This is a genomic window from Caballeronia eucalypticola, from assembly GCF_047608185.1.
Lineage (GTDB): Bacteria > Pseudomonadota > Gammaproteobacteria > Burkholderiales > Burkholderiaceae > Caballeronia.
This window is the reverse complement of record NZ_JBLKRU010000073.1, coordinates 366-25,970: the sequence shown is the minus strand read 5'-3', so window position 1 is coordinate 25,970 and position 25,605 is coordinate 366. Positions and strand designations below refer to the sequence as shown.

The window sequence follows — 25,605 nt, the reverse complement described above, 5'->3', positions numbered from 1 at the left end:
CAGTTCAAAAAGAGCTCGGAAGGGCTGTTTACTTTTCCACGAAACGGTTAACCTTGGATACCTGAACAACGGATCAAGGAATGCCGGCACCTATCATCGATGACGAATTGTGGGCACTGATCGAACCGCTACTTCCACCGCCCAAACCGCGACGCCAGCGATACCCTGGAAGGTTGCCGGTCTCGGACCGTGCAGCACTCAATGGCATCCTGCTTGTGCTGAAGACAGGAATGCGATGGAACCATCTGCCGACCCGGTTGGGCTTCGGCTCTGGAGCGACTTGTTGGCGTCGGTTGCACGACTGGCAGCAGGCCGGGGTGTGGGACAAGCTGCACGGGCTACTGCTCGACAAGCTGCGCGAATCTGGCCAGCTCGATTTCTCATATGCGGCTGTCGATTCATCGTCCGTGCGAGCCGTTGGGGCGGGCCAAAAACTGGGCCAAACCCCACCGATCGCGCACGACCAGGGTCCAAACACCACGTCCTCGTAGACGCGAACGGCGTTCCTGTCAGCGTGATCGTGACCGGCGCGAACCGCAATGATGTCACGCAACTGCTGCCGCTGGTCGACGCTATCCCGCCGATTCGCGGCACACGCGGCCGACCGCTTCGCAAACCCAAGGTCATCTACGCCGACCGTGGCTACGACTCCGACTCGCATCGCCGCCAACTTCGCGAGCGTGGAATCAGACCGGTCATCGCCAGGCGCCGCACCGAACACGGCAGCGGTCTCGGCAAGTTCCGTTGGGTCGTTGAACGGACTCATTCGTGGCTCCATGGTTTCCGGCGTCTTCGCATTCGCTTCGAGCGCCGATCTGACATTCACGAAGCATTCCTCAAACTAGCCTGCTCACTCGTCTGCTGGAACATCTTCAGCCGAACTGAGCAGCCTTTTTGAACTGCCCTCTAAGGGTCGAGGATTTAAACCGACATTCCTTATGAGCACCCATCGTCGCAACCCGAGCGTATCGCTTTGGGTTGCTTAATTCATGTCGCTCCAACGTCGATTGGCGCTTCATTGGCTAGGAGGCGGACCATGCAAGTCACTTGTGCAGAAAGTGCACAGCCGCGTGACCGAATCGAGCGTGGATAATCGGAGCGGTCCGAGCTAACCTGAATTTGCACGGGATGCGTACAACTTCAGGAGACAATCAATGAGCTTTGATCTGAAATTATCTGATGCCCCCCTGGGGCACGAGCTTCAGGGCGTGGACCTCCGCGACCTTGACGATGCAACTTTTGGGGCTATCGACAGTGCCTACAAAAAATATGGCGTGATTGTGATCCGTGATCAAGAACTCACGCCTGTGGAGCAGATCGCTTTCAGTAGTCGATTTGGAAAGCTAGATCCCTTCGCACTAGATAGATTCAACATGAAGGAGCATCCCGAAATATTCATCGTTTCCAACATCATCGAGGACGGGCGTCCTATCGGCATGGAAGACGCCGGACGCTACTGGCATAGCGATATGTGGTACACGGCGGCACCGCCCAGAGGGTCCCATCTGTATGCAATCGAAGTCCCACACAACGGAAGGGAGCCGCTCGGTGACACGTACTTTGCAAGTACTGCCTACGCGTACAGAACGTTGTCTCAGGACATGCAGGATATGGTCGGTAGTCTACAGGCGATATTTAGTCTTCCAAAATATACTGAATACGTGGGCCATACTGCCGAGAAGGCGAGGGACAACGTCTACCTCAAGGAAGTGATCACGGCACAAGAGAAAATCAAAGATACCGAGATCATCCATAACCTTGTTCGCACTCATCCCATCACGGGGGAAAAGTGCCTATATATGGTTCAAGGCGTAATCCGACAGATCATCGGGATGCAGCAGGCTGAGTCCGACGAACTCGTTGAGTACCTAACCCAGCATGTTATTCGTAAGGAGGTCGTATATCGGCACCGCTGGCGCGTTGGAGATCTGGTGATGTGGGACAACTATTCAGCGGTTCACCGGGCCACCGGTGACTTCAAGCTTCCCGAGCGCAGGCTGATGCATAGGACCACGCTCGGTGCCCCTGCGCCGGCTTGAGCAAATTTGAGCCAGCGGCGCTGGTCAACAGCGCATTAGCCTTCGACCGCCCATATAGGCACTTTAGCTAATCGGTGCGTCGGACATAAAAAATAATGGAGATGAATTGTGCGCGTTGTTAATTTTAGGACCGAGAGTGGTCCCAGGCTCGGCGTTCGGCTTTCAGATCAGGTTGCTCCGCTTGACGTCTTGTTATCGGACCTTCCCCACGATCTGGCTCAACTATTAAAGCTTGGCCCGCAGGTATTGTCGAGGGTGAAAGAAGCGATCAAGGAGTGGGATCGAAAGGGATCCGTGCCCATGTCTTCCCTGGATCTGCTGCCCCCGATCCCCGCACCCGGGAAGATCTTTTGTCTGGGCGTAAATTACGAGGACCACGCGTCGGAATCTGGATTAACCAAGCCTGAGTTTCCTGTTCTTTTCCTTCGCGTACCGGCATCTCTTGTCGCGCACGGTAAAGCTATCGAGATGCCACGGGTTTCGGCCAGTCTCGACTTTGAAGGTGAGTTGGTTGCAATCATCGGGAGACCGGGTAAACACATTTCAGTGACTGATGCACTGAGCCATGTGGCTGGATATTCGATTTTCAACGATGGTTCGGTTCGCGACTATCAGTTCAAGACGCCGCAATGGACGGCAGGAAAGAATTTTGATCGCACCGGTGCGTTTGGTCCCGAGTTTGTATCCGCGGACGAGGTGCCACCAGGCGCCAGCGGGTTGACCATCGAAACTCGGCTCAACGGCGTGCAGGTTCAGTATTCCAATACGAGTCGGATGATCTTCGATGTAGCAAATACCATCGCGATACTTTCTTCAATGACCACACTGGAACCGGGAGATGTATTGGTGATGGGCACGCCTGCGGGAGTCGGCGCAGCCCGGACGCCACCCTTGTATATGAAAGAGGGCGATGTCGTCGAAGTAAGCATCGAGGCGCTTGGAACCTTGTCGAACTTTATACGAAGGGAACCGTAATCGAGGGAATCCAATCAGGTGAGTTGGTCACTTGTCCGACTCGCCAACATATCGATTCATCCGCTTCAACGCCAAGGTCATGATGAAAATCACTGGTATACGACCCATTCTTTTACGAGATTCCTACGAAGAAAGTGAGCGCTGGTTTTTCCCCGGTGGCGGGTCCACAGGCTGGAATGCAGCATTAATCGAAATTCAGACCGAGACGGGGCTTACGGGTCTGGGCGAGTCGATCGCTGGATCAACCGCCCCGGCCGCGTTTCTGGGAATGGTCAACCAGATGCAAGCGCTCTTGATAGGTGCTGAAGCGCTTGACCGCGACGGGCTGACCGCAAAGATCAGGAAAGCTGGGGTCTACTGGGCAACCTCTGGAATAGGTGCCGGCGTTCTAAGCGCACTCGACATCGCTCTCTGGGACATAGCCGGAAAGGCCGCTGGCGTGCCCGTCTATGAACTGCTTGGCGGTGCGACGCGAAGCTCGATTCCAATCTACGTCAGCGGAGGATTTTCGCAGCCACCCGCATCGTTCGACGCGGAGATGGAGAAATGGGTAAATGCGGGCTTCCGCTCTGTCAAGATTCGCGCGTTTGGCAGTGCCTCTGAGGTCATTGCGATCATCGAACGGGCACGTAGCGTCCTCGGTGATGAAATCGAGCTGATGGTCGATCTAGCCGCGAATTTCCTGCCAAAACCTTACGACGTGTCCGCCGCGCTGGAAGTTGCACTGGGTATTGAGCGCTTGAATATTGCCTTTCTTGAAGAGCCTCTTCCCAGCGATGACGTGCAGGGTTATGCAACGCTAGTCAGGGCTTCGCCCGTTCAAATAGCGGGCGGCGAAAGCGTGAGTTGCCGAGAGCAGTTCGAGCTCCTGTTTCAGGCGCGGGCACTGCATCTGGCTCAGCCAGATCCCACCCACTGCGGCGGCATCAGTGCAGTGCGGGATATTGCAAAGAAGGCACTCAAGCACTCCGTGCGCATGGCGCCTCACGCTTGGGGGTCGGGCATCTCGCTGATGGCAAGCCTTCACCTCAGCGCGGCGATCGGGTCACTTGAAATCTGCGAGTACTGCGGCGTCGCGAATCGACTTCAGACTGGACTTATGGAGACGCCGCTCCAAATGGTCGAAGGACGCGTCGAATTGCCAAGAGAGGCGGGCCTCGGCGTAAGACTGACCAGCGAAATGGAAAACCGGTATGGGCAGACTGACACCACATTCGCGCCGACTTACTAATCAGTAAAGACTCAGGTAGGAGACACGCATGACAACTCTTCGCATCGCGGCCGATGATAGTGCGCGGTTGTACCGCAAAGTCACGCTAAGGTTGATACCGTTTCTCTTCGTTTGTTACGTGTTGTCGTTTCTCGACCGGGTGAATGTGGGTTATGCGCATCTGCAGATGGAGCAGGATATTGGTCTCTCAGACGCAGCTTACGGATTCGGCGCAGGCGTACTGTTTATCGGGTATCTGTTGTTCGAAATCCCGAGCAATTTATATATGCAACGAATCGGCGCTCGTCGGACGATATCGCGGATCATGTTCCTGTGGGGACTCACGTCGGCCTGCATGTTGCTCGTGCGAACCCCTATTCAGTTCTATGTCCTGCGATTCTGCCTTGGTGTTTTCGAGGCAGGGTTCTTTCCCGGTGTCATTCTTTATCTGACGTACTGGTATCCTCAGCATCGTCACGGACGGATCATTGGCATGTTCATGATCGGGATCGTGGTCGCCGGGCTGATCGGCGGTCCACTGTCAGCCGCCATTATCACGCACTTGAACGGTGTCGCGGGTCTTCGCGGCTGGCAATGGATGTTCTTCCTCGAGGGAGTGCCCAGTTCGATGCTCGGAACTTTTGCATGGTTCTATCTCACCGATAAACCCGCTCAAGCGCATTGGCTGACCGCGGAACAGAAGTCGATGATCGAGCGTGACATCAGCACCTATTCGGTCTCTTTTTTTGGAGAGCGGGCAGATCACTGGGGCTCTGCCTTTCGAGATGTTCGTACCTACCTTTTCGCGCTCTGTTTCTTCGCCGCGCAATGTGGCGGCTATACCGTGCTGTTCTGGATGCCCATTATCATTCGTGGATTGGGCGTGTCGAACCTCATGGATGTTGGGCTTTATTCAGCCATGCCGTATGGAGTCAGCATCATCGCGATGATAGCTTGGGGGCGTCATTCAGACCATTATCTCGAGCGTCGGTGGCATTTTTCAGGGGCCGTGTTGCTTTCCGCAGCGGGGCTTGCGACCATCGCGCTTGCGCAGGGAAACCTGGTTGTATCAATGGTTGGCTTGACGGTGGCAACGGCGGCAATCATGGCATCTTATCCGGTGTTCTGGCCGATGCTTCCGGCGTCGCTTCCTCCCGCCGCTGTCGCTGCCGGATTGGCATTTGTAAACACCGTCGGCGCGTTTGGCGGCTTTGTGAGCCCTGCGTTGATTGGTTACATCAAGACTGCAACGGGCAATATAAATTACGGTCTTTATCCGATTGTGTGCTTGCTAGTTGTCGGTGCGGTCACCCTGATTGTGACTATGCCGCAAACTACTCGCGTCCTGGAACCTCAAGATGGCGGCGTTGTCGCCCGTTAAAAATGACCAATATTTCAGCTAATAGCACCCACCTCGATGATTTAAGGATCGCCGACCGGATATCGATTGGAATGGTCTTGAATGAGTGGTGCCGCGCGATCGATCGGCTGGATTTGCCGGCAATGCGCAGCGTTTTTCACCCCGACGCGTGACGATCACGTGTTCTATCGAGGAGGCATCGACGGGTTGATAGAGGCGCTGACGAAGCGTCATGAGCACATTGTCTTTTCGATGCATCACTTGGGTAATGTGATCATTCACTTCATGGGACTGGAGTCGGCAAGGGTCGAAAGCTACGCTGTCGTTACTCAACACACGGCGGGGCTATTGGAGAAGGAGTTGGCTGTTACAACGACGTGGTGTCGCTATATCGACAAGTTCGAACAAAGGGGCGGGGAGTGGCGCGTTCTCCATAGGACATTGGTGATCGATGCGACTGTGACGAGTCGCGTCCAAGGAGACACAAATTCAAGCATCCCCGAAGGGAATCGAGGTCGAAGGGACCGCCTGGATCCCTCTTATCCACGTTAACTGACCAGTCGCGGATGTCTCGGCTAGCCGCTTTGGATGCAGGTTGCAATCATCCTTGAACGATAAGCGCGTGGGTTTTGAGATATCCAGAAAGCTCTTCAATGAATTTGCGGGTTTTCTCCATCATCCGACCGTCGGGGTATAGGATCCAAGTCGCGGGAACGCTGCCGTCGAGGTTGAGGCATTGATACGTTGGCAACACTTGGACAAGCTCACCACTATCCAGATGCTCTTTCACGGAGCCGCGACTCACCCGAATCAATCCCATACCTTGCAGCGCAAACTGGATAAGCGGCAAATAGCTGTTGGCGATGAGCAACTGGCTGATTGGTTGCTTTGTAAAGACACCATTGTCCTCGAACGTCCAGTACCCGCCCGGTGTCTGAAGGTGAACCAAACAAGCGTGTTGTTCAAGGTCGGACAGCTTCGCAGGAGTTCCCCGTTCCTGCAAGTAGCTCGGCGCAGCGCATAAGATCCGCTGCAAGTCTTTAATACGCATGCCTCGCAACCCCGAATCTGGAACACTGCCTGTATGAACAGCTACGTCGTAGCTGCGATCATCAGGAGCGACCATCGCATCGGTCATGGTAATGGCGAATCGAATTAGTGGATGCCGACTTGAAAACGAAGCGAGAAATTGTGGCAGCAGAACGGTGCAGACATACTCGTTCATCACGATACGCAGCGTACCTTTGATTTCGCCTTGGTAGGCGGCCAAACGATCGATTAGCGTGCCATGGCTGATGAGGACCTCCTCAGCCCAAGTAAGCGCCGTTGCTCCCGCCTCGGTCAGCAATACGCTCTTGGTGGTTCTATCGAACAAGCGTGTATTGAGTTCGTGTTCGAGTGCCGCAATCTTTCTGGCGGCGGACGACGGCGCCATGGCAAGGCTTCGGGCGGCTGAGGACATCGACCCGTGTCGAACGACCTCAGAAAATATCTCCAGTAGATCCAGACTGATCTGTGATGCGGCTTTTCTCAAGAATGTTTCCCAGATGATCAGATTAGGTTTCCAAGCCTGGCGCCCGACAGGAAATCCAGCAGGTAGGCATTTAATTCTCTCGGGCTATCCGTGCCGTTGTTACCAGATATTTTCATAGGTTATACCTGGCTTGTGGATCGTTTCAACTCATTGCACAGCCGTACAAGAGACGCGCGACAAATTCTGTTTGTCGCAGTTGATTGTAAATAGAACAACGGCGATCTCAACTTCGCGTTAACACTACACCGCGTAATCTTCAACCCGGAAATCCAGAGGGGGAGAGATGTGGACTTCAGAATATGGTGGAGATTTCGATCGGTCCCAAGTAGTATTTCGCTTTTACTTCAAAAAATGAAGCTGTAAAAAGAGCATGGACGAACGATTTCAAAGAATAAGCCCCGTTCTTCTGTGAATTTGCCGGATGCTCGTTCAGGCGGGTCGGCGTTCAGATGTATAAGGGTCGCACAACCCGGAATGTAGGAGTTGACATGCGCTGGGATGATATTGGCTTTAGCCTTTGTCCAATCGCCCGATCGTTATCGGTAGTGGGTGATCGTTGGACCTTGTTGATTTTGCGGGAGCTTGGAATGGGGATGCGTCGTTTTGAAGAGGTCCAAGCGCAAACAGGCATGTCCTCGCATCTACTCTCAACTCGGCTGAAAAGACTGAAAGCAGAGGGCGTCATCGAATGGCGCCTCTACAGCATCAAACCGGCGCGCTATGAGTACTCTGCGACGCCAAAGGGAAAAGAGCTCGATGCGGTTCTCCTGGCACTGCACGCATGGGGTCAGAAGTGGGGCGGTTTCGATCCTCAGTCGGAGCCATCGCTTACCTTTTTGTTGAGGGCAACCGGAAAACAAATCGATGCTCAATGGGATTCTCCGACAGGGGACAAGCCGTTCACGTTCGATGAAACTGAACTGGTGCTGAGCGCTGCCTTTCGTGCGGAGCGAGAAGCGCGCAGGATCGCATTTCTTGCGGTGCGGCGCGATACGAGAGGTCTGCGGAAGTAAGCATTTATCGCTAGGTTTGTCGTCATGCTGGCTTGAGTCCAACCAACCGATCGGAGCAAGGCAAACGCTGTTTGAATTTCCAAAGCTTGAGGCCTCTCATCGCTACAAGCTTCTCTGCTCGACTATCGTGCCTCGCCCTATCGCAAGGGTATCCACTTTGGACGTTGGAGGTCACCTCAACGCAACACCCTGCTCATTTTTTAATTTCCTTGGCGACCAGCTGGCCGTGATTGGATTTTCAATCGGCCATTGATCTCCGGTAGATCGGAAGGATACGGGCGAAAACGTCCGCTCGCAGGGCGAGTTCGTGGTAAATCTTGTCGGCGACGACAACGTGCAGAAAATGAACGTGTCGGCGATCGGATTCGCTGCGCACGTTGACGAATTTGCAGAGGCGGGTCTCACTCCCGCGTCATCGGTGTTCGTAAAAACGCCGCGCATTGCCGAGTGTCATGTGTCATTTGAGTGCAGGGTGATGCAGATCGTGCCCTTGGGTGATACGCGCTCTTTGGTTCTTGATGAAGTGCTTGCCATGTACGTCCATGATGACGCTGTCATTGATGCTCAACGTTGCTGGGTCGATACGTCGAAATTGAAGCTGATTGGAGACATGAGCACAAGTTCCCACGTTCGAACGTCAGACATTTTTGACCTTCCTCGCATTTCAGTTGAAGAGTGGTCGGGGAAAAGATAAGCGGCGCATCCGACAGGGTTCCTCGCTCTGGGCTCTTGTGGTCACGACGGGCTGTAAAAACAACTCTCCCATTAACAACTTTTAATATCGACTAACTCGCCATGTCGCCCTGAATGGACGACCATAGCCTTATCGTTTCTCTGGGATAGGGGCTGCAATGGAACAGGTCATACACTCTGCGAATGTGGCACCGGGAAGCCAGATCGGTATGGCATCTGATGCTATTAAATGTCGTGGGTACACGCTATGTGAAACGATAGAGGGTTTACGTACTGGGCTTGCCGCGTGGCGTCGACATACCACGACGCCTGGCGAGGAGCTCATCACCAAAGATATTTCCGATCCGGCCGGGATGAGCGCAGGCCACCGCGCTTTGCCAGCGGCGCGGTCATCGGCTCAAACGTCTTTGGATGTTTCATTCGGCTTCTACGCGAGCCTGTCGTTTCTTAGTCGTTATGGCAGGCCTGCGAACCCCGAAGACCTCAAAGCTGGACAGTTCATGTCGTACAAACGCGCAAACGCCGCGCACCCACTCGTTCTGCGCAACGCAGTGAGTGGTTGCCGCTCGCGAGTGGTTTCCAGCCTAGCCATAGAAAGTGAAAGTGCGAACGCGTTGGTGAAGGCCGCCGTTCGCGGCCTAGGTGTCGTCTTCGTGCCACGCGAGAACGCAGCGTTGGCTATTTATCGCTGTGAATTAGTGCAGGTCATGCACGAGTGGATATCCACGTAATTCAACGACACACCGTTGCACGGAAGAACCTCAACCAAATTGAGGCGATCTAACAACGGCGCTCAGGGCATCGCAAGGTCGGCCCGCGTCTCTTGACTCTCGGATTGTTTGCGCGATCGGGACCCGTATAGTGAGGACCTGAATGCATTCGATAAATTTGGCGCTAACAGCATTAACTTCTTTTGTTGAGGCAAGATATGCAACGCAATATTAGCAACGGCGATCCTTGGCTGCACGCAGTGAAAGCGCTTAAACATTTAAACAACTGCGCGTTCAATTACCGGGCCGACGCTCATCAACCTGCGCGTGCGCTGTCGCGCCAAGGCACTGGAAGGCGAGAAAACACCTTCGTGACGGTGCTGGACAAACCGACACGCACCACGGCAACGGTCGCATGGTTTGATTCGACGTCGTGCCACTATGGCGATCAGAGTTGGTCGCTTCGCGTTGCACGTTCAAACGGCGTATGTGCTCTGACCGGCGACCCAGTTCGCAAGGGCGACCGTGTCTATCAGCCGCGTAAATCAGTCCACCGGCCGCTCAATGCTAACGAAATGATCTTGTCGTCGGTCATAGGTTTTGAAAGATCTTCTGACGTGGCCGAAACGCAAGGCGCCTTGAAGAAAACAAAGCGCGATTATGAAACCGCATAGTTGGCAGATTTAGATCGCCGACTAATGGAGTTCATAGAAAGGAAGACGGGTTCGAGGTTTCATGGAAAGTCTGTGTACGCCTTTAAAGCAGGGCACGTGACGAAGTCCGAAGGCATCATTGCTGCATCGACTGTCGGCCGCTTCCGGCGGTCATGCCGTATAGAATCCAGAGAGCAGGGTAACCAGCGGAGACGGCGGGCAGACAGAGTTTAATGGCGTGACGGTAACGATGTGTGACAGGAGCGAGACAGTCCTTGCTGCCTCCTCCAGGCCGAGCGGGAGCCTCGTGACGGGATTGCTTAACTCAACCGGAAGGCAAGCCACGCTCCCATCGACAAGTGTGGGCTAAGTAGCTCTCACGAAAATGGATGAGCTTGTGGGTAGTCGATGAGACAGCTTTTCAGTGCTGCGTCGAGGTTCTGCCCGGGAAGGCCGAGTGCCGCGCAACGGGCACGAAAGCGGCTCCGTGCCTCCCCGTTGCATGCAACCGGCTAGGCTACGGGAAGCTGTTCCAGAAGCTCGCTGGTCGAATAGATCGCGTGCGCAAACATGGGCGCGTTCGTCGCTGCGGCTTGCATACCTTCGGCGCTGAACGCGGCCGTTGCATCCATGACGAGCGTGACGTGATAGCCCAGTTCCATTCCAAAGCGAGCAGTCGATTCGATGCAGCTATTGGCGATCAATCCGACGAGGATGATCTTTTGGATGCCGTGTTGTTTCAGTTGTGCGTCGAGATCAGTATTAGCGAATCCGCTTTGGGCCCAGTGTTCCTTGATTATCACGTCGCCCGGTTGCGGGCCGAACTCTGGATTGAATTCACCACCCCACGTCCCGACTTCGAATGCCTTGGTAGGAAGGCCCGCCTTCTGAAACATGTTCATGTGCTGCCATCCATCGAAATCACCATGATGTGAACGATGATGAGGCACGATGAAAACCTGTATCCCGGCCGATCGCGCAGCAGGGATGATCTTGCGGAGATTGTCAAACAGACCTGAGGCGTCAGCTGTAGCCTTGATGGCATTGAATAACTTTCCGCCTTCGCTCATGAAGTCGTTGTACGGGTCGACAATGAGTAAGCCTGTTCGTTCTGCGCTATAGGTTGCATTCATGAGATTGTCACCTTTCGTATTCAGTAAGTGTTTGGACAACTAATTTATTAATGAAACGGGCCCAGCGCTGAACATTGCTGGTCAAGGGGGGCTGCTCTCCATTGGTTGACTTGCAGGTTCGAATGGCTGTCGAGCTGCCTCCTTCGTTCCCATGTTTAACATGATCCTAGAATATACGCTTTAAAAATGAAAGTCATGCATTTTCAGGCAACGCCTGATGGGTGCCGGCTCGCAAATTTTCGTTAACCGCCCTCCGGCAGGGCCGCTCAACCAGTCATACGAGAGAGCAACACCTCGATGAACTGTCAACTGTCGAACTTTCTCGCGCAGGAAATGCACGAGCTCGCTGCTCAACAGTAATGACATGCCGATGAGTCGGCGTCACCATCTAAGGAGCCTGGAACACGGCGCCGTGTCGCGCCTCTTTTGTAGGATGGCACGGCCCGTCAATGGCTAGGCCGCAGCGGATACCTCTCTATCTGCCTGTTTGACTCAGTGACTGAGCGAGAGAAGGCCCGTTGGGACGCCAGCCCAGCAAACGCTTCGCATTCGTGGAGCGCACTCTGCAATTTGTGCCAAGTGCAATTTGTGGCCATGCTCCGAGTTCTGCCGTCGCTGCTTCAAGGTCCCAATGCTCGGTTTTGCCCTGGAAGCCCAGCGTCGTGCCGATAGTTTCCGCAACTCCGAGCAGCGTACTTTCCCCGTTTTCAGCGAAGAAGAACGCGCCCGAAGGACCCTTTTCCAATGCAAGTGCGTACAGGGAACAAAGGTCACCAACGTAGACGTTGGACCAGATGTTCGCACCCTTGCCAATGTATACGCCCGCGCCACGTTCCCTTGACTTAGCCATAAGCTTGGGCACTTGGTCGCTGTCGAGGCGAATTCCAAGTCCTGTCCCGTAAACCGTGGTGGGACAGATCACGAGTCCCCGAAGACCTTGTGCGACGCCTGCGGTCCTGACTATGCAGTCAACCTCATACCGGCCCCGGCGATGCGGCAGGACATTGAAGGGGACATCGTCCTCAAAGATTTCGTTACTTGAATATTCGCCCTTCGCGTCATCCACGACGATGCTTGAGCCGCTGGTGTGAATCAACGGCTTGCCGGTGCCTGCGAGGGCGGCAATAAGCGCTTCGGCTGCGCCTCGATGGTCAGAATCCGCAGCGTTGATTACACCCTCTGTCATTCGGGCGCCTTGCGTCAAAACGTAAGGGTCGTCTAGACCGCCGATCAGCGGTTCTATTCCACGCCGCTTCAAGGAGTCGGCATTTTCGCTTGTCCTGACCAGGCCAACAATTTGATGACCGCCATCTCTCAAATGCTCAGCAACTGATCCACCGATGAATCCTGACGCACCTGTAATGAAAATCTTCATGTCCTATCCTTATTGTCGTGCAGGAAATCAGGATACGAATATAGCTTCAAAAACAAAAGCCTGCAGTAACAGTGGCCTCGGGTTAACGCGCTGTCGCTGCAAAAAGCTAACGCTTCTGTTGGTTTGGCATTTACCAAGGTGCATCGTCATCACCCGAGGATTGAAGCGTCTCTCCAAATCGAAACGACAGTGTGACCGCCCCTATGATCTTCCGTGGCTGTCGGAGCCAAGTGCGAGGAAAGCTCTCCCGATGCGCAGCGCGTCTTGAACATCCCGTTCCAGTGGGCCGTCCCGGAGAGCCGTGGGGGACACTTGTGTCGCCCCGCGAAATGTTTGAGAAGATGAACAATGTTTTTTCAACTATGTACCTTCAAAATATGAAGCAAATATTGTTTTTGAGGGATAATCGAGCAAGCTGGCCTTAGCTGGACTCCATGCCAATCAATTCGTCTGGCACAGTCGGGCCAAGGTGAGCCGGCGCGGTCAGTTTCCGAATAATGAAGTTCTGAGCTGGCGACCTATCAGGAGCAGTAAAAAATGTCATATAACAAGGTTTCGTCAGATACGGAGCTCACGCTGACTGCCACCGCTCGCCCCAATGCCTTCTGGATCGTGATAGCACTCTCGCTCGGGTTCGTGATGGCGATGCTCGACGTGACGGTTGTCAATGTTGCACTGACCAAAATTGAACACGATTTCGATGCGCCTCTCTCGCTGCTTGTCTGGGTCGTTGATGCCTATACATTAACCTTCGCGGCGCTCTTGCTATTAGGTGGGTCTGTAGCAGACCGGCTTGGTGCGAAGCGTACCTACATGCTCGGGCTTCTGTGGTTTATCGTGGCATCTGGATTGTGTGCATTTGCCAGCTCAGGCGCGTTGTTGGTGGGAGCGCGTTTGTTGCAGGGCATTGGAGCAGCCATGTTCATGCCCAGTTCCCTGAGCTTGCTTACGCAGTCTTTTCCCGACAAATCCGAACGCGCCAAGCTCCTGGGAATATGGGGCGCAATTGTTGGAGCGGCTGCCGGCGCAGGGCCCTTCATAGGCGGTTTGCTTGTTTCCAGTTTTGGATGGCGCAGTATTTTCTATCTGAACATACCGATCGGAATCGCAGGCGCTTTACTGACCGCAAAGTTCTTGTCCGCGTCGCCGAAAAAAATACATCCGTTCGATGCTGGAACCCATGCACTCATCATGCTTTGCTTGAGCGCGTTCAGTTTTGCCTTGATACAAGGACCCACCCTTGGGTGGAGTTCATTCAACATATTAGTGACCATCTGCGTGGCCATCGCCGCACTCATCGTGGTGGTCTGTCGCGAACGAATCGCGATACATCCGGTCATTCCCCGTTCGCTGTCCACCAATCCAAGATTCTGGGCATTCAATGCAATGGGATTTTCGATCAACGTTGCGCTCTTTGGTCAGATTTTCCTCCTGAGCTTGTACCTTCAGAAAGCACTCGGCGCGAGCGCTTTGGTTACCGGCATCTATCTCCTGCCAGTAATGTGCTTTATATCAATTTTCAATGTCAGGTCCGGGCATCTGTCCAATCGCTGGGGATTGACTACAGTGCTGGGCATCGGGCTGGGAACTGCGTCGTTCGGCGCGTTGATCGCTGCGTTTGCAGGAGCGAACGTTCCCTATTGGATACTGGTGATTCCGCTGGGGATCAGCAATGCTGGTCTTGGCTTGGCACTGCCCGCAATGAGCTCCGGCATGATGCAGGAAGCGGGCTCGGCGGACGGCAATGTAGCGGCTGCAGCGTTGAATGCCAATCGGCAGGTTGGAGCGCTGAGCGGCGTAGCTGTCATCGGCATCATGCTGGTTTTAGTCGACAGCTGGTTGTGGAGGATGAGGATCGGCTTTGCGCTCTTCTCATTCTGCCTCGCTCTAGCGTGCGTCATGACCTGGTTGAGTGACCGTCGCCAGGCAGAGTCGCACTCGCACGCCATCAAGTGACCCGGGAGTTGGACCAGAAATATTTGAACGTTCTCACGTCATCGAATCGATACCGTGTTGAATGATCTCGATTTAACGTTTTATGGGAACACAGAGCATGATCAAATTTTATTTCCACCCATCGCCGAATCCGGAAAAAGTAGCGTTGATGCTTGAGGAAATCGGCCTGCCTTATGAACTCGTTCCTGTTGATACACGCAAGGGTGAACAACATTCCCCAGCCTTTATGGCCATCAATCCAAATGGCAAGACACCAGCATTGGTCGATGGGGACGCCGTGGTATTTGACAGTACAGCGATCCTGCTTTATCTGGCGGAAAACAGCGGGCGTTTCTTGCCCGAGAACACACCCTCGGCACGCGCGACGCTGTATTCGTGGCTAATGTTCGTCGCGACGGGCGTGGGACCATACTCGGGGCAAGCGGTCCATTTCAGGCACTTTGCTCCGGAGCCAAAAGTATATGCGTTGAACCGCTATGATTTCGAGGCTTGGCGGCACTGGCAGATCATTGAAGAGCAGCTCGCTAAAAGCCCCTATATGGTGGGCAATTCCTACGGCATTGTTGATATGGCCGTCTGGGGATGGGCACGTTATGTGCCCGCTGTGCTGGGCGAAAACGCATGGGATCAGCTTCCCAACGTAAAGCGCCTGCTGGATGAGGTGAGCGTCCGGCCTGCCGCACAACGAACATCGGCACTTAAGGCGGCTCACTCGTACAAGGCCGAGATGGATGATGGAGCGCTACGCGAGTTGTTCCCGCAAAACGCGCGCTTGGCATCCTGATCACCAGTGCAACACTGGCGCCAACATCGCCAGTTTTGACAAAAATGGCCATCTTTGACACACGCGGATATTAGATGTAATGTAACTTCAAAACATGAAGTTATATATGGAAGGACCACGACTCTTGCCGGCATTTTCTGGTTGTCGCGACCATCCCTGTGGAGCAGTCAGCGCGTCGCAAATGTTGGCACCATCAACCTAAACCAAGCTCAATGACTACACTTTTCGATTGTATCCAAATCGGCGATATTGCCGCGGCAAATCGCGTCGTTATGGCGCCACTCACGCGCGACCGTGCCGGTCCTGGCGGCGTCCCGCCCGAGATGGCGGCAACATACTACCGTCAACGAGCGAGCGCTGGACTCATCATTGCAGAAGGTACCCAAGTTTCGCCTTTGGGCCAAGGGTATCTCGACACTCCGGGAATCCATACTGCGGCCCAAGTGGCAGGCTGGCGTCGCGTGACTGATGCCGTGCATGAAGCGGGCGGCAAGATCGTGGTTCAGTTATGGCACGTGGGGCGTATTTCTCACATCTCACTGCTGTCCGATGGACAAGTGCCCGTCTCGAGTAGCGCTCGAGTTGCGAAGGCGCAGACATTCACTGCCAAAGGCTTTGAACAGGTCTCGGCGCCTCGGGCACTGAGCGTGCAAGAAGTGGCGGAAGTGGTCGAGGAATTTCGTATTGGCGCGAGAAACGCCATTGCTGCTGGATTTGACGGTGTTGAAGTTCACGGAGCGCATGGTTATCTAATCGAGCAGTTCCTGCGCGATAGCATCAATAACCGTACCGACAGCTACGGCGGCGAGATTGAAAATCGCGTGCGGTTCGTGAGCGAGGTGATGACGGCCATATCCAACGAGATTGGAGGGGGCCGCTCGGGAATCCGGTTATCGCCCGTGTCCCCCGTCAACGACGCCGCGTTGGATAGTACGACGCAGGCTACCTACGATCTGGTGGTCGAGCGTATGGCAAAACTGAAGCTGGCTTTCATTCACGTGGTGGAGGGTGCGACCGGAGGCGCGCGTGACTTTGCGCCTCTTGATTACATTGCGCTGCGCAATCGCTTCAAGGACGGCAACACAGGCGCGGCGTGGATCGCAAACAATGGCTATACCCGCGACATGGCGCTCGACGCCGTCGCAAGCGGAGCAGTGGATGCGGTTGCCTTCGGCAAGCCCTTTATCAGCAACCCGGACTTGGTGCGTCGCCTCAAGGAAAACGCGCTCCTTGCGTCGGCCGACCAGGCAACGATGTATGGCGGCGACGAACGAGGGTACACGGACTATCCGATGTTCGACAGTAAAACTGCGTAGCAAAGCGCGGCTTATCGGGGTCTCACCGTTTGCCTGGACCCCCGATCCCGACAACCTGTTTTGGAGAGTTTCATGAAAGCAACTGGATGTTCAACCTGGACGGGTTCTTGGAAAGACGGGAATGGAACCCTATCGACCAAAACAGAATTATTTAAGAATGCGCCGTATTCTTATGCGAGCCGATTTGAGGGCGCTTCCGGGGCAAGTCCAGAAGAGTTGTTAGGTGCGGCACATGCGGGATGTTTTAATCAGGCGCTCGCGAACAACTTCGGCATGATCGATCTGGAAGCGGAGAGTATTGAGACCTCCGTGGCGATCGACCTTGGCACTGGAGACGATGGACATCCTGCGATCAAAAGCGCCCATATCACGGTCAACGCGAAGGTTCCGGGTGCATCAGGAGATCAATTCCAACATTGTGCAGATCGTGCTCGCACGAATTGTACGATCTCCAAGATCATGAAGTTCGAGGTCACTATGGATGCCAAACTACTTCCTTAGTCGTGGTTTCGCGTGTTCGTTGGTGTCATCGTTAAGGGTCAGGGCCGGAATGCCACCGATCGTCGTGTTCCCATGGACCGCGAGCGTCAAGGCCGCTTGAAAGATTGACCTACCTTAGGTTTCGAATAATGAAAACTGTACGCTTTTACAGCACAGGTGGTCCTGAGGTACTTTGCTACGAAGACGTCCCAACGCCTCAACCGGGCCCGGGCGAAGTTCAGATACGCGTGGACGCAGTGGGCGTTAATTTTGCCGACATTCTTCGTCGCCGAGGTGACGAGTACCCGGAGAAGTCACCGGTACCGTTCACCCTTGGTGGGGAAGTCGCCGGCGTTATAACGGGAATTGGAAACGGAGTAACCCACCTCTCAGAGGGCGACGCAGTATATGCGACCACGCGCGTCGGTGGTTACGCGCAATATGTGGTTGCTCCTGCTGCTTCAGCAATTCCGCTTCCGCCCGGCATCACCGCAGTGCAAGCCACGTCGCTAGTCGTTCAGGGTTTGACAGCGCTTCTGGCTCTGCGACACGCCGGAAGACTCGCCGCGGGTGAAAGCGTCCTGGTAGAGGCTGCTGCGGGAGGCGTGGGCGCATTCGCGGTGCAACTCGCGAAACTTTTGGGCGCGGGCCAGGTTATCGCTGCGGCCAGCACATTCGAAAAACGAAAATTTGCGGAGTCGATTGGTGCGGATTCGTCTATCGACTACACCCAACCCGATTGGGCAGCGCAAGTAATGGAATTGACCAATGGGAAGGGCGTCGACATCGTTCTTGAGATGTCGGGAGGAGAGACGGTAGGCCGGGCTCTTGACGCGCTCGCGCCGTTCGGGCGTATGGTTGTTTATGGTCAGGCAAGCGGCGAGTCAACTGCGGTCAATCCACAGCGTCTTACTGTCCTCAACCAGTCGATAACCGGATTTTATATCGGAGGCTATTTTCAACACGAAACGCTTATTAGCAAAGCGTTGAACGAGATAGTAGATTACGTTGCCTCAGGTCGGCTTACGCTTCACGTCGGCGTCAGGCTGCCACTTTCCGCTGCGATCGAAGCACATAAACTTCTCGAAGAGCGTCAAACTACCGGAAAGGTTGTGCTTGAACCATGGGCATGACAATCGCTGTCTCATTGGCTTGTCATCGTTGAATCAAGACGCCTACAACCCTGGAATCGTCAGAAAGCGAGAATGTATGAAGAAAAATTCTAGTATTTGTGAGCAGTTGCTTGGCGCTTGGACATTGCAGTCTTATGTGGAAACCGAGGTTGACACAGGCACGGAGCATCATCCGCTGGGTGAATCACCTTTGGGGTTCATCATCTATACCTCGGATGGATACATGTCCGCGCAGCTTCAGGCGCGCGATCGGCCGCTTTTTGCCGGCAACGATATGTACCGAGGTGAGCCAAGCGAATATGTAGCCTCGGGATCGACATATCTCGCCTATTCCGGTCGATTTTCCGTGGACGAACCGAGTCACGTGGTGTCGCATCATGCTGATGTCAGTTTCTTCCCGAACTGGTTCGGTCAAACGGTGAAGCGCGTTGCAAGATTTGAAGGCGATTGCTTAATGCTCACAACTGAACAGCCTCAGCGATTCAATGGAACCCTGAAGATGGCCCAGCTTGTATGGAAGAGAGCAATCGATAATTCTTGAAGATCGCGGAGCGTAGTTAGGTGAATAGTCGGTCAATACCGCCAGCCACCGCGGGCGTACCGCCCACGTTGCGCGTTCGCCACCAAGTCGGTCAGTCGGGGTCGCGCTTATATTCCTGAACGCGCAATGTCAGACGCTCAAGCGTGCTGTCTGAAATATCCCATGACTTGAGCGCCTCGCAGGTCTTGAACAGGTAATCGGAGGCCGACCCCAAGGCACCTGCCGCTGTCGCAAGTCGCCGTACCACCTCAGACTCGTCGAGCTTACCTGTATACCGTTCGTCATTCGCATCCATCGTAAAGGCGATAGCGCAGCCAAAACGGCTCCGTGCGTCGTCGAATACCTCGACCCATTGGGGGATGTAAGCTCCGGAGAGCATCTCTCGTCGCCAGAGCAGGTCGAGTTCTGAGCGAAGTATCTCGTCGCCAATCCGATACGCTACTCCCGTACATTCGCCGCCCTGATCCAACGCCAATACAAGTCCGGGGTTAGCAAGAGATCCTCGTCCCGCGTAGACCTTAAAGCAAAAAGAACGATGGAAGCCGAAAATCGTCGCTTTCCGCTGTTCCTGACTGAGAAAGATTGGATTCCACATTAGCGATCCATAGGCAAAAATCCATGCGGCGCCGGGTGGCCTGCGCTCAAGGATTCTGTCGAGCGATGCGGCCCTCTGTGCATCGGTGAGGAGGAGTTGCTCGGGCGCGTCTCGTACAACCATCGCGTGGACGCCGCCAGTCTCGAGTAACGCCCGATCCAGCACTTGATCATTTTTCTGTACTGCGTCAATTGCCGACTCTTGCTTGCCAGCACCTGAATCGCCGGATACGGACATGTCTGTTCCCACATATCTTGAAGGTTCGTATTGAGCCGATTCGCCGATGGGCAAGTCGCAGTAGCTCACGATAATTGTGAAGCGAGACCCCTGATTCTCAAGCTATAACGCCACCGCTACAAGCGCCACAAGCACGAACGCGAGCAAGTCTTCGATGATAGCCGCCGGCCGATCAAGGCCATCGAACACTTGTTTCAAGCGAACTCGAAATTCGAAGCCGACGAAGGCGCCAATTACCACTCCTATGATGGCCAACACTACTAGTGCAACAACTCCACCACTTTGAGCAGCCAGTACTGCCGCGCAGAAGGCGCCGCTGATAATTCGCGGTGCGAATTGCTGCGGCACTTTTCGGCTCGGCGTTTTAGGCAACTGATCAGTCACAAGTTCGATAACAACCAGGATGCTGAAAATTCCTACCGTCCATACATTGGATGTAAATCCTGCCCAACTTCCAGAAACATTTATCACGTTTTCGTAAGCAAGCCAACAAATTGCAACTGGGGCAATGAAAGCACGCAGTCCGGCTATGCAACTAACGATTAATGCAACTATGTAGAGCGACACGTTCTGGATTTCCTATTAGTAGAGAGGCCGGAAATGGCACACGTAAGTGTTTGTGCCACTGGTGCCGTATGCTAAGAACTTAGGGCTATGGTGGCCATACCGGTGCGTCCCGACTGCATGATCTTACGTCCGGATTTCTTTGAGTTGGCCACATTAGCGGGCCAGCGATGGACAAGGCCCAATCAACTTCGTAACTGCAGCTTCATTAATATTTTTGCGTAAAAAAAGACGCCGGTGCTAAGGGAGCACCGGCGTTGACAGATATCGAGCCGGGATGAGAGGGCCAGGATCGACACGTTGCGAGTCTACGCAGTATCAAAAATTTATGCAGCGATGCCCAAGCTGGACCTTCTTGAAGACGGGCATAAAACAACAGATGCCGTACGTGGAAACGAGTGTTCACGTGTCAGCTCGCTATGTATTCGTGCTCCACAATGTTCAGAGACAACTTACCTGTGCACAGGAGTCGAATTCATCATTTAAGGGAGCGTGGTTTCCGAGACCGACGCAGTTCTCCCGAGAACCTTTCTCACTCCAGCTGCGTACGCTTGATCAACCCTCTCAAACAAAGCAAGCTGGCGCCCGACAATGGTATCGGGGACACCTGCAATTGCCTCACCAATATTGCTGAACAAACGCTGCTTCTCGTCGGCATTGAAGAGGTTGAACAGAGCGCGGGCGTGGCTATAGTAGTCGTCGTCCTTGCGATGATCGTAGCGCTCGATATCGCCAGAAACAGCCAGCGGCGGTTCGTTTACCGAAGCATCCTGCGGAAATGCGCCGAAGCGATTCGGTTCGTAGTTCGCGGTACCACCCAGATTGCCGTCGGTGCGTACCGCACCGTCACGGTGGTACGGCGCGTGCTTCGGATTAAGCGGCGCGTTCACCGGAATCTGATGATGGTTAATGCCCAGTCTATACCGCTGTGTATCGCCGTACGAGAACAGGCGCCCTTGCAACAATCGGTCAGGTGAGAAGGCAATACCAGGCACCACGTTCGCCGGCGAGAATGCCGCTTGCTCGACGTCAGCAGAATAGTTCTCCGGATTCTTGTTCAACTCCAGCACGCCCACATCTATCAACGGAAATTCCTTCTGGGACCATGTTTTCGTGATGTCAAAGGGGTTTTCGTAATGATTGTGCGCCTGTTCTTGCGACATGACCTGGATACAGAAACGCCACTTGGGAAAGTTGCCCTGATCGATTTCATCGTAGAGGTCGCGTTGAGCGCTTTCACGATTTTCGCCAATGACCTTCTTAGCTTCAGCATTCGTGATGTTCTCAATGCCCTGCATCGACTTGTAGTGAAACTTGACGTAATGACGCTGATTCTGCGCGTTGATGAACGAAAACGTATGCGAGCCGAAGCCATGCATCTGCCGGTAATTCTTCGGAATACCGCGATCGCTCATCAAGATGGTGACTTGGTGCAGGGACTCCGGAGTCTGCGACCAGAAATCCCAAATATTTGCGGCGCTGCGCATATTCGTGTGCGGATCACGTTTTTGCGTATGGATGAAGTCAGGAAATTTAAGTGGGTCGCGGATGAAAAACACTGGTGTATTGTTGCCAACAACGTCCCAGTTGCCTTCCTCGGTATAGAACTTGATCGAGAAGCCGCGAACGTCGCGCTCGGCATCGGCGGCGCCACGCTCGCCCGCCACTGTGGAGAAACGAAGGAACGCTTTCGTCTCCTTGCCGTCCCCGTCAAATACCTTTGCCTTGCTGTACTTCGTAATGTCATGCGTTATTTTCAGCGTGCCGAATGCACCCGATCCCTTCGCATGCACGCGCCGCTCAGGAATCACTTCCCGGTCGAAATGCGCCAGCTTCTCGATCAGCCAGAAGTCTTGCAACGTAATAGGACCGCGAGGCCCCACCGTTTGCGAGTTTTGGTTGTCGCCGACGGGCGCGCCAGCTGCAGTAGTCAGTCGTTTACTCGACATGATGGGATTCCTGTTTTTTAGGGGAGTTCACGAAATAGCTAGGGGCAGGTCCGATATATCGCGGGCCAACTATGAGTCGGTTCATGGGAAAGTCTAGCAAGCGACGAGGGAGTCTGCAGTCATCGAAGCAGTGATACGGTTGATGCCCCGCGTTGGACGAACGCTTGAACACAGTAACCGCGACATTAGCCGTCGGCTAGATCTCGCCAAGGATGCGGCGTACGCCACATCGCATTCCGAAGATGAAATTTTTGCTTGTCGAGCCAACGCCGCATGGATGTCGAACCGTCGCGTATTGAACTCCTTTTAGTGCGACGAGACGGATGGCGTCGAAAAAACTAAATTCGAGTGATCCCATCTCGCTCACCAAGAGCAGCATCGGCGTAACCAAGGCTGGACTGTATAGATGCCGCTCTATCAAGGTGTTCATTACGGTTCCTTTTATCTGATCTTCGGAACCTTATAGGAGCTCGCTCGCCTGATAAACCCATGGATACTCAAATCACCGCTCTTGTGCTTGCAACAATCATTTGCAGATGCCTACGACGGCATTGGGAGTTCAGGCAGAAAGGATGTGACGAGGGTCTATCTCTTCGTCAAAAAAGGCTATGGATAAAACTTTGTTTTTTGAAGGTACGTTCCAAATTTTAGTACGATATCGTCGATCAAGTTCACCCGTTTGTGGGCGGATGCCCTAGACCAGCCTCGCCGTCCTCCACCTGTCTGCACGTTCGCGCGCCTCTGGCGACTTGCGTCACAGCGTATTGTTCACTGGCAACAAAAAGTGTTTTGAGATTTCGGGCATTGGTCACCGGGACAGAATCGATTACATTCGAATGAATGCGATGCCTGATTAATCAGCATTCCAACACGCTTGCAACCAAGCTTGCAGGTTCACGAAAGACTATTGAGTGATGTGATGAGCCTGATTCTGTGCTTTGATGAAGTGATTGCCCATCCGCTAACTTTGCCCCGGCAACGGTGCTCAATCGATGAGATCTGTCACTGATGATTGAACCTGCCGAGACACAAAATACGCAATCGAGTGAGGACCTGGTTTCGTCACATGAGCTGCTCAATGCAGTCAGGGGCCAACTCCAGACCGTCGCGACGGGCGACGCGCCTTTCTCTTCTCTTAACGACCGTCACCATCAAACACATCCGATACTATCCGATGGCGAAATCGAACGGATGAGACGGTTTGGTACGCTGCAAACGTACCATGCGGGAGAGCAACTGCTGCAGTCCGGAATGCCCATGCCGGGCATGTTCGTCTTGCTCAAAGGCCGCGTCAGTATCACAAGGCGTGACGGCCTCGGGCGCGTGAGCGAGGTGATCGAACAACAACCCCGGCGGTTCGTCGCGGAGATCGGGCAACTGTCAGGAAGACCGTCGCTTGTCGATGCCCACGCAGTAGACGACTTGACGGTCATCCTGATTCCACCAGAACGCTTGCGCGCACTTCTGGTCGCAGAAGCCGAGCTGGGAGAACGGATCATGCGTTCGCTGATTCTTCGACGAGTCAGTTTGATCGAACGCGGAACCGGGCCGATACTACTTGGCAAATCCGACGATGCACGGTTGATCCTGTTGCAAGGGTTCCTGAGGCGAAATGGTCATCCGCACACGGTGATCGACACTGACATAGATCCGGATGCGATCCAATTACTGGAACGCATGTCCAGATCAGATGCCGACCTCCCGCTGGTCATTTGTCCCGATGGCACGGTGTTGCATGCTCCGGACGAAAACCAGCTCGCGTCGCAGTTGGGCTGGCTCCCTGAGTTCGATCTTGCTCATACTTATGACGTAGTCATCGTGGGCGCGGGACCCGCCGGATTGGCGACAGCAGTGTACGCAGCTTCCGAAGGATTGTCGGTGACTGTGTTTGATAGCCGGGCCCCTGGGGGGCAAGCTGGAGCGAGCTCGCGCATCGAAAACTATCTTGGATTTCCGACCGGAATCTCAGGACAGGCACTTGCTGGCCGGGCTTTCGTGCAAGCTCAGAAATTCGGCGCTCACATCGCCATCCCATCGCAAATCAAGGCGCTTCATTGCGATCGGTTGCCCCTTGAGATCGAGCTGATGGACGGTAAGCGCATTGCTTCGCATACGATCGTTATCGCGACGGGCGCCGCTTATCGCAAGCCCGCGATTGCTGGGTTAGAAAAATTCGAAGGACATGGAACTTACTATTGGGCGTCCCCTGTTGAAGCCAAACTTTGCAAAGGATGCGAGGTTGCGCTTGTGGGCGGCGGCAATTCCGCGGGGCAGGCAGTTGTTTATCTGGCGTCGCATGCGTCCCATGTCCATCTGCTGATCCGCGGAGAAGGATTGGAGGCAAGCATGTCTAAATACCTGATTGACCGCATTGGCGCTTTGCCCAACGTCACGCTTCATCAAAGAACATCCATCGAATCTATGGAGGGCGAGGAAGGCGCGCTGTCCGCGTTGAATTGCACAACATCAGACGGCAAGCTGAAATTGGATGTAAGACACCTTTTCCTGTTTACCGGAGCCGTTCCGAACACAAGTTGGCTGCAAGGTTGCAGCGTCGACACTGATCACGGTGGCTTCGTGCTAACCGGCAACGACGTGACGGGCAGTACGTTCGGTGGAACAAAATCGCTTGAAACCAGCGTTCCGGGTGTGTTCGCCATTGGAGATGTTCGATCTGCATCAACAAAACGGGTAGCTGCCGCCGTGGGGGAGGGAGCAGCCGTGGTGTCGCAGATTCATGGTGTGCTAGCCGGGCGTCAGGAATTGGCGCAACGCGCTAACACCACTTAGGTTTGAGCCGAACCAAGGCGCAGCTGAGGTCCCAATCTGGCAAGTGAGGTCAGGGCGACGTCTGCTTTCTGGAAACGGCCGGAATACCAGTTACCGATTGGGCGACGTCTCGGTCATGTTGCGCGGATGTGGGTTTGGTTGCCTTCATTTCCGCGCGAACCTGCGCTCGCGTTTTTCCAGATGTTTGGGTGGATGACATCTGCCCGTCAGAACCCGAGTTAGAGAGGGCGGTGTTCGGCACGTCCTCGGCAAACACCAGGCCGCTTGACGAACAGATTAGGATAGTGGCAATCGCAGCTGCCAACGAATTTTTCACAGTCAATCTCCTTCGACCGTCCGACACCATGCCGGGTCGTGTTGCATGAAATACGTGCGTAGCCGACGTCGACAACAGAAACCTATAGCTTCACTATTTGAAGTGTATATCAAATCATCGAATGATTCTGTAAAAATTTGCTTGGTCGGCGGAATTTATGGGTGGTTTCGTAGTTCAGGTATGGTTTTTTGAACGATGTTATGCGCAGGTGCAGGCTTATCCACCGAGCTTGCCTGTGGACAAGCCGAG

At 54.2% G+C, this 25,605-nt stretch carries 25 protein-coding genes and 1 pseudogene; 18 read left to right on the top strand and 8 right to left on the bottom strand.

Going from position 1 to position 25,605, the window contains the following annotated elements; translation table 11 throughout:
* Window positions 1-80: 80 nt before the first annotated feature.
* The 7 genes from ACMX25_RS38435 (at window position 81) to ACMX25_RS38405 (ending at window position 6,136) form a co-directional block, all read left to right on the top strand.
* Window positions 81-491 carry an IS5/IS1182 family transposase gene (locus ACMX25_RS38435; protein ID WP_062093255.1) on the top strand — a complete coding sequence of 137 codons (411 nt, stop codon included), beginning with the start codon at window positions 81-83 and terminating at the stop codon, window positions 489-491.
* Window positions 383-898 carry an IS5 family transposase gene (locus ACMX25_RS38430; protein WP_414955079.1) on the top strand — a complete coding sequence of 172 codons (516 nt, stop codon included), beginning with the start codon at window positions 383-385 and terminating at the stop codon, window positions 896-898. The genes ACMX25_RS38435 and ACMX25_RS38430 overlap by 109 nt, the downstream gene beginning before the upstream one ends.
* Before the next feature lie 256 nt (window positions 899-1,154).
* Window positions 1,155-2,039, top strand: coding sequence for a TauD/TfdA dioxygenase family protein (locus tag ACMX25_RS38425; protein WP_414955077.1), 885 nt, complete (start codon window positions 1,155-1,157; stop codon window positions 2,037-2,039).
* Window positions 2,040-2,339: 300 nt separating this feature from the next.
* Window positions 2,340-3,014 (top strand): fumarylacetoacetate hydrolase family protein, encoded by a 675-nt coding sequence (locus ACMX25_RS38420; protein ID WP_414955076.1) that lies wholly within the window; start codon window positions 2,340-2,342, stop codon window positions 3,012-3,014.
* A gap of 79 nt (window positions 3,015-3,093) precedes the next feature.
* On the top strand, window positions 3,094-4,245 hold the full coding sequence (locus tag ACMX25_RS38415; protein ID WP_414955075.1) for a mandelate racemase/muconate lactonizing enzyme family protein: 1,152 nt from the start codon (window positions 3,094-3,096) through the stop codon (window positions 4,243-4,245).
* Window positions 4,246-4,273: 28 nt separating this feature from the next.
* Entirely contained in the window at window positions 4,274-5,605 is a 1,332-nt protein-coding gene (locus tag ACMX25_RS38410; protein ID WP_414955074.1) for an MFS transporter, read from the top strand.
* An 81-nt stretch (window positions 5,606-5,686) separates the two neighbouring features.
* Window positions 5,687-6,136, top strand: a complete 450-nt coding sequence (locus tag ACMX25_RS38405; protein ID WP_414955073.1) for a nuclear transport factor 2 family protein — start codon at window positions 5,687-5,689, stop codon at window positions 6,134-6,136.
* Window positions 6,137-6,185: 49 nt separating this feature from the next.
* On the opposite strand, the gene ACMX25_RS38400 is transcribed toward ACMX25_RS38405, so the two are convergent.
* Window positions 6,186-7,118, bottom strand: coding sequence for a LysR family transcriptional regulator (locus tag ACMX25_RS38400; RefSeq protein ID WP_414955072.1), 933 nt, complete (start codon window positions 7,116-7,118; stop codon window positions 6,186-6,188).
* A gap of 488 nt (window positions 7,119-7,606) precedes the next feature.
* Here ACMX25_RS38400 and ACMX25_RS38395 point away from each other — a divergent pair, with 488 nt between their 5' ends.
* From ACMX25_RS38395 to ACMX25_RS38380, 4 genes and pseudogenes are all read left to right on the top strand, one after another.
* Window positions 7,607-8,131, top strand: a complete 525-nt coding sequence (locus ACMX25_RS38395) for a winged helix-turn-helix transcriptional regulator (RefSeq protein WP_414955071.1) — start codon at window positions 7,607-7,609, stop codon at window positions 8,129-8,131.
* A 277-nt stretch (window positions 8,132-8,408) separates the two neighbouring features.
* Window positions 8,409-8,825, top strand: a pseudogene (locus ACMX25_RS38390) (flavin reductase family protein); the annotation flags it as partial.
* 157 nt (window positions 8,826-8,982) lie between these two features.
* Window positions 8,983-9,555 (top strand): type 2 periplasmic-binding domain-containing protein, encoded by a 573-nt coding sequence (locus ACMX25_RS38385; protein ID WP_414955070.1) that lies wholly within the window; start codon window positions 8,983-8,985, stop codon window positions 9,553-9,555.
* A gap of 197 nt (window positions 9,556-9,752) precedes the next feature.
* Window positions 9,753-10,208, top strand: a complete 456-nt coding sequence (locus tag ACMX25_RS38380) for a DUF3331 domain-containing protein (RefSeq protein ID WP_414955069.1) — start codon at window positions 9,753-9,755, stop codon at window positions 10,206-10,208.
* A gap of 491 nt (window positions 10,209-10,699) precedes the next feature.
* Here the strand turns inward: ACMX25_RS38380 and ACMX25_RS38375 are convergent, their stop codons facing one another.
* Both ACMX25_RS38375 and ACMX25_RS38370 read right to left on the bottom strand, forming a co-directional pair.
* Complete coding sequence (locus ACMX25_RS38375) at window positions 10,700-11,320, bottom strand: cysteine hydrolase family protein (protein ID WP_414955068.1); 621 nt, start codon at window positions 11,318-11,320, stop codon at window positions 10,700-10,702.
* A 475-nt stretch (window positions 11,321-11,795) separates the two neighbouring features.
* Window positions 11,796-12,695 carry an NAD-dependent epimerase/dehydratase family protein gene (locus tag ACMX25_RS38370; protein WP_414955067.1) on the bottom strand — a complete coding sequence of 300 codons (900 nt, stop codon included), beginning with the start codon at window positions 12,693-12,695 and terminating at the stop codon, window positions 11,796-11,798.
* Between the two features lie 537 nt (window positions 12,696-13,232).
* On the opposite strand from ACMX25_RS38370, the gene ACMX25_RS38365 reads away from it, so the two are divergent.
* From ACMX25_RS38365 to ACMX25_RS38340, 6 genes are all read left to right on the top strand, one after another.
* Window positions 13,233-14,651 carry an MFS transporter gene (locus tag ACMX25_RS38365; RefSeq protein WP_414955066.1) on the top strand — a complete coding sequence of 473 codons (1,419 nt, stop codon included), beginning with the start codon at window positions 13,233-13,235 and terminating at the stop codon, window positions 14,649-14,651.
* A gap of 97 nt (window positions 14,652-14,748) precedes the next feature.
* A complete protein-coding gene (locus tag ACMX25_RS38360; protein ID WP_414955065.1) occupies window positions 14,749-15,435 on the top strand; it encodes a glutathione S-transferase family protein in 687 nt (228 codons plus the stop codon).
* Window positions 15,436-15,647: 212 nt separating this feature from the next.
* Window positions 15,648-16,751, top strand: coding sequence for an alkene reductase (locus tag ACMX25_RS38355; protein ID WP_414955078.1), 1,104 nt, complete (start codon window positions 15,648-15,650; stop codon window positions 16,749-16,751).
* 72 nt (window positions 16,752-16,823) lie between these two features.
* Window positions 16,824-17,252 carry an OsmC family peroxiredoxin gene (locus ACMX25_RS38350; protein ID WP_414955064.1) on the top strand — a complete coding sequence of 143 codons (429 nt, stop codon included), beginning with the start codon at window positions 16,824-16,826 and terminating at the stop codon, window positions 17,250-17,252.
* Window positions 17,253-17,380: 128 nt separating this feature from the next.
* Window positions 17,381-18,364: a quinone oxidoreductase family protein gene (locus ACMX25_RS38345; protein ID WP_414955063.1), complete on the top strand. Its 984-nt coding sequence runs from the start codon at window positions 17,381-17,383 to the stop codon at window positions 18,362-18,364.
* Between the two features lie 76 nt (window positions 18,365-18,440).
* Window positions 18,441-18,905, top strand: coding sequence for a lipocalin-like domain-containing protein (locus ACMX25_RS38340; protein WP_414955062.1), 465 nt, complete (start codon window positions 18,441-18,443; stop codon window positions 18,903-18,905).
* 91 nt (window positions 18,906-18,996) lie between these two features.
* Here the strand turns inward: ACMX25_RS38340 and ACMX25_RS38335 are convergent, their stop codons facing one another.
* The 4 genes from ACMX25_RS38335 to ACMX25_RS38320 form a co-directional block, all read right to left on the bottom strand.
* Window positions 18,997-19,737, bottom strand: a complete 741-nt coding sequence (locus tag ACMX25_RS38335) for a gamma-glutamylcyclotransferase (protein ID WP_414955061.1) — start codon at window positions 19,735-19,737, stop codon at window positions 18,997-18,999.
* Between the two features lie 102 nt (window positions 19,738-19,839).
* A complete protein-coding gene (locus ACMX25_RS38330; protein WP_414955060.1) occupies window positions 19,840-20,304 on the bottom strand; it encodes a DUF4126 family protein in 465 nt (154 codons plus the stop codon).
* A 479-nt stretch (window positions 20,305-20,783) separates the two neighbouring features.
* Window positions 20,784-22,250, bottom strand: a complete 1,467-nt coding sequence (locus ACMX25_RS38325) for a catalase (RefSeq protein WP_414955059.1) — start codon at window positions 22,248-22,250, stop codon at window positions 20,784-20,786.
* Between the two features lie 196 nt (window positions 22,251-22,446).
* The gene (locus tag ACMX25_RS38320) at window positions 22,447-22,680 is read right to left on the bottom strand and encodes a hypothetical protein (RefSeq protein WP_414955058.1); all 234 of its coding nucleotides are present in this window, start codon (window positions 22,678-22,680) and stop codon (window positions 22,447-22,449) included.
* 578 nt (window positions 22,681-23,258) lie between these two features.
* Between ACMX25_RS38320 and ACMX25_RS38315 the strand changes: the two genes are divergently transcribed.
* The gene (locus ACMX25_RS38315) at window positions 23,259-25,040 is read left to right on the top strand and encodes an FAD-dependent oxidoreductase (RefSeq protein ID WP_414955057.1); all 1,782 of its coding nucleotides are present in this window, start codon (window positions 23,259-23,261) and stop codon (window positions 25,038-25,040) included.
* 49 nt (window positions 25,041-25,089) lie between these two features.
* Here ACMX25_RS38315 and ACMX25_RS38310 read toward each other — a convergent pair whose 3' ends face one another.
* Complete coding sequence (locus ACMX25_RS38310; protein WP_414955056.1) at window positions 25,090-25,386, bottom strand: DUF4148 domain-containing protein; 297 nt, start codon at window positions 25,384-25,386, stop codon at window positions 25,090-25,092.
* Window positions 25,387-25,605: the final 219 nt, after the last annotated feature.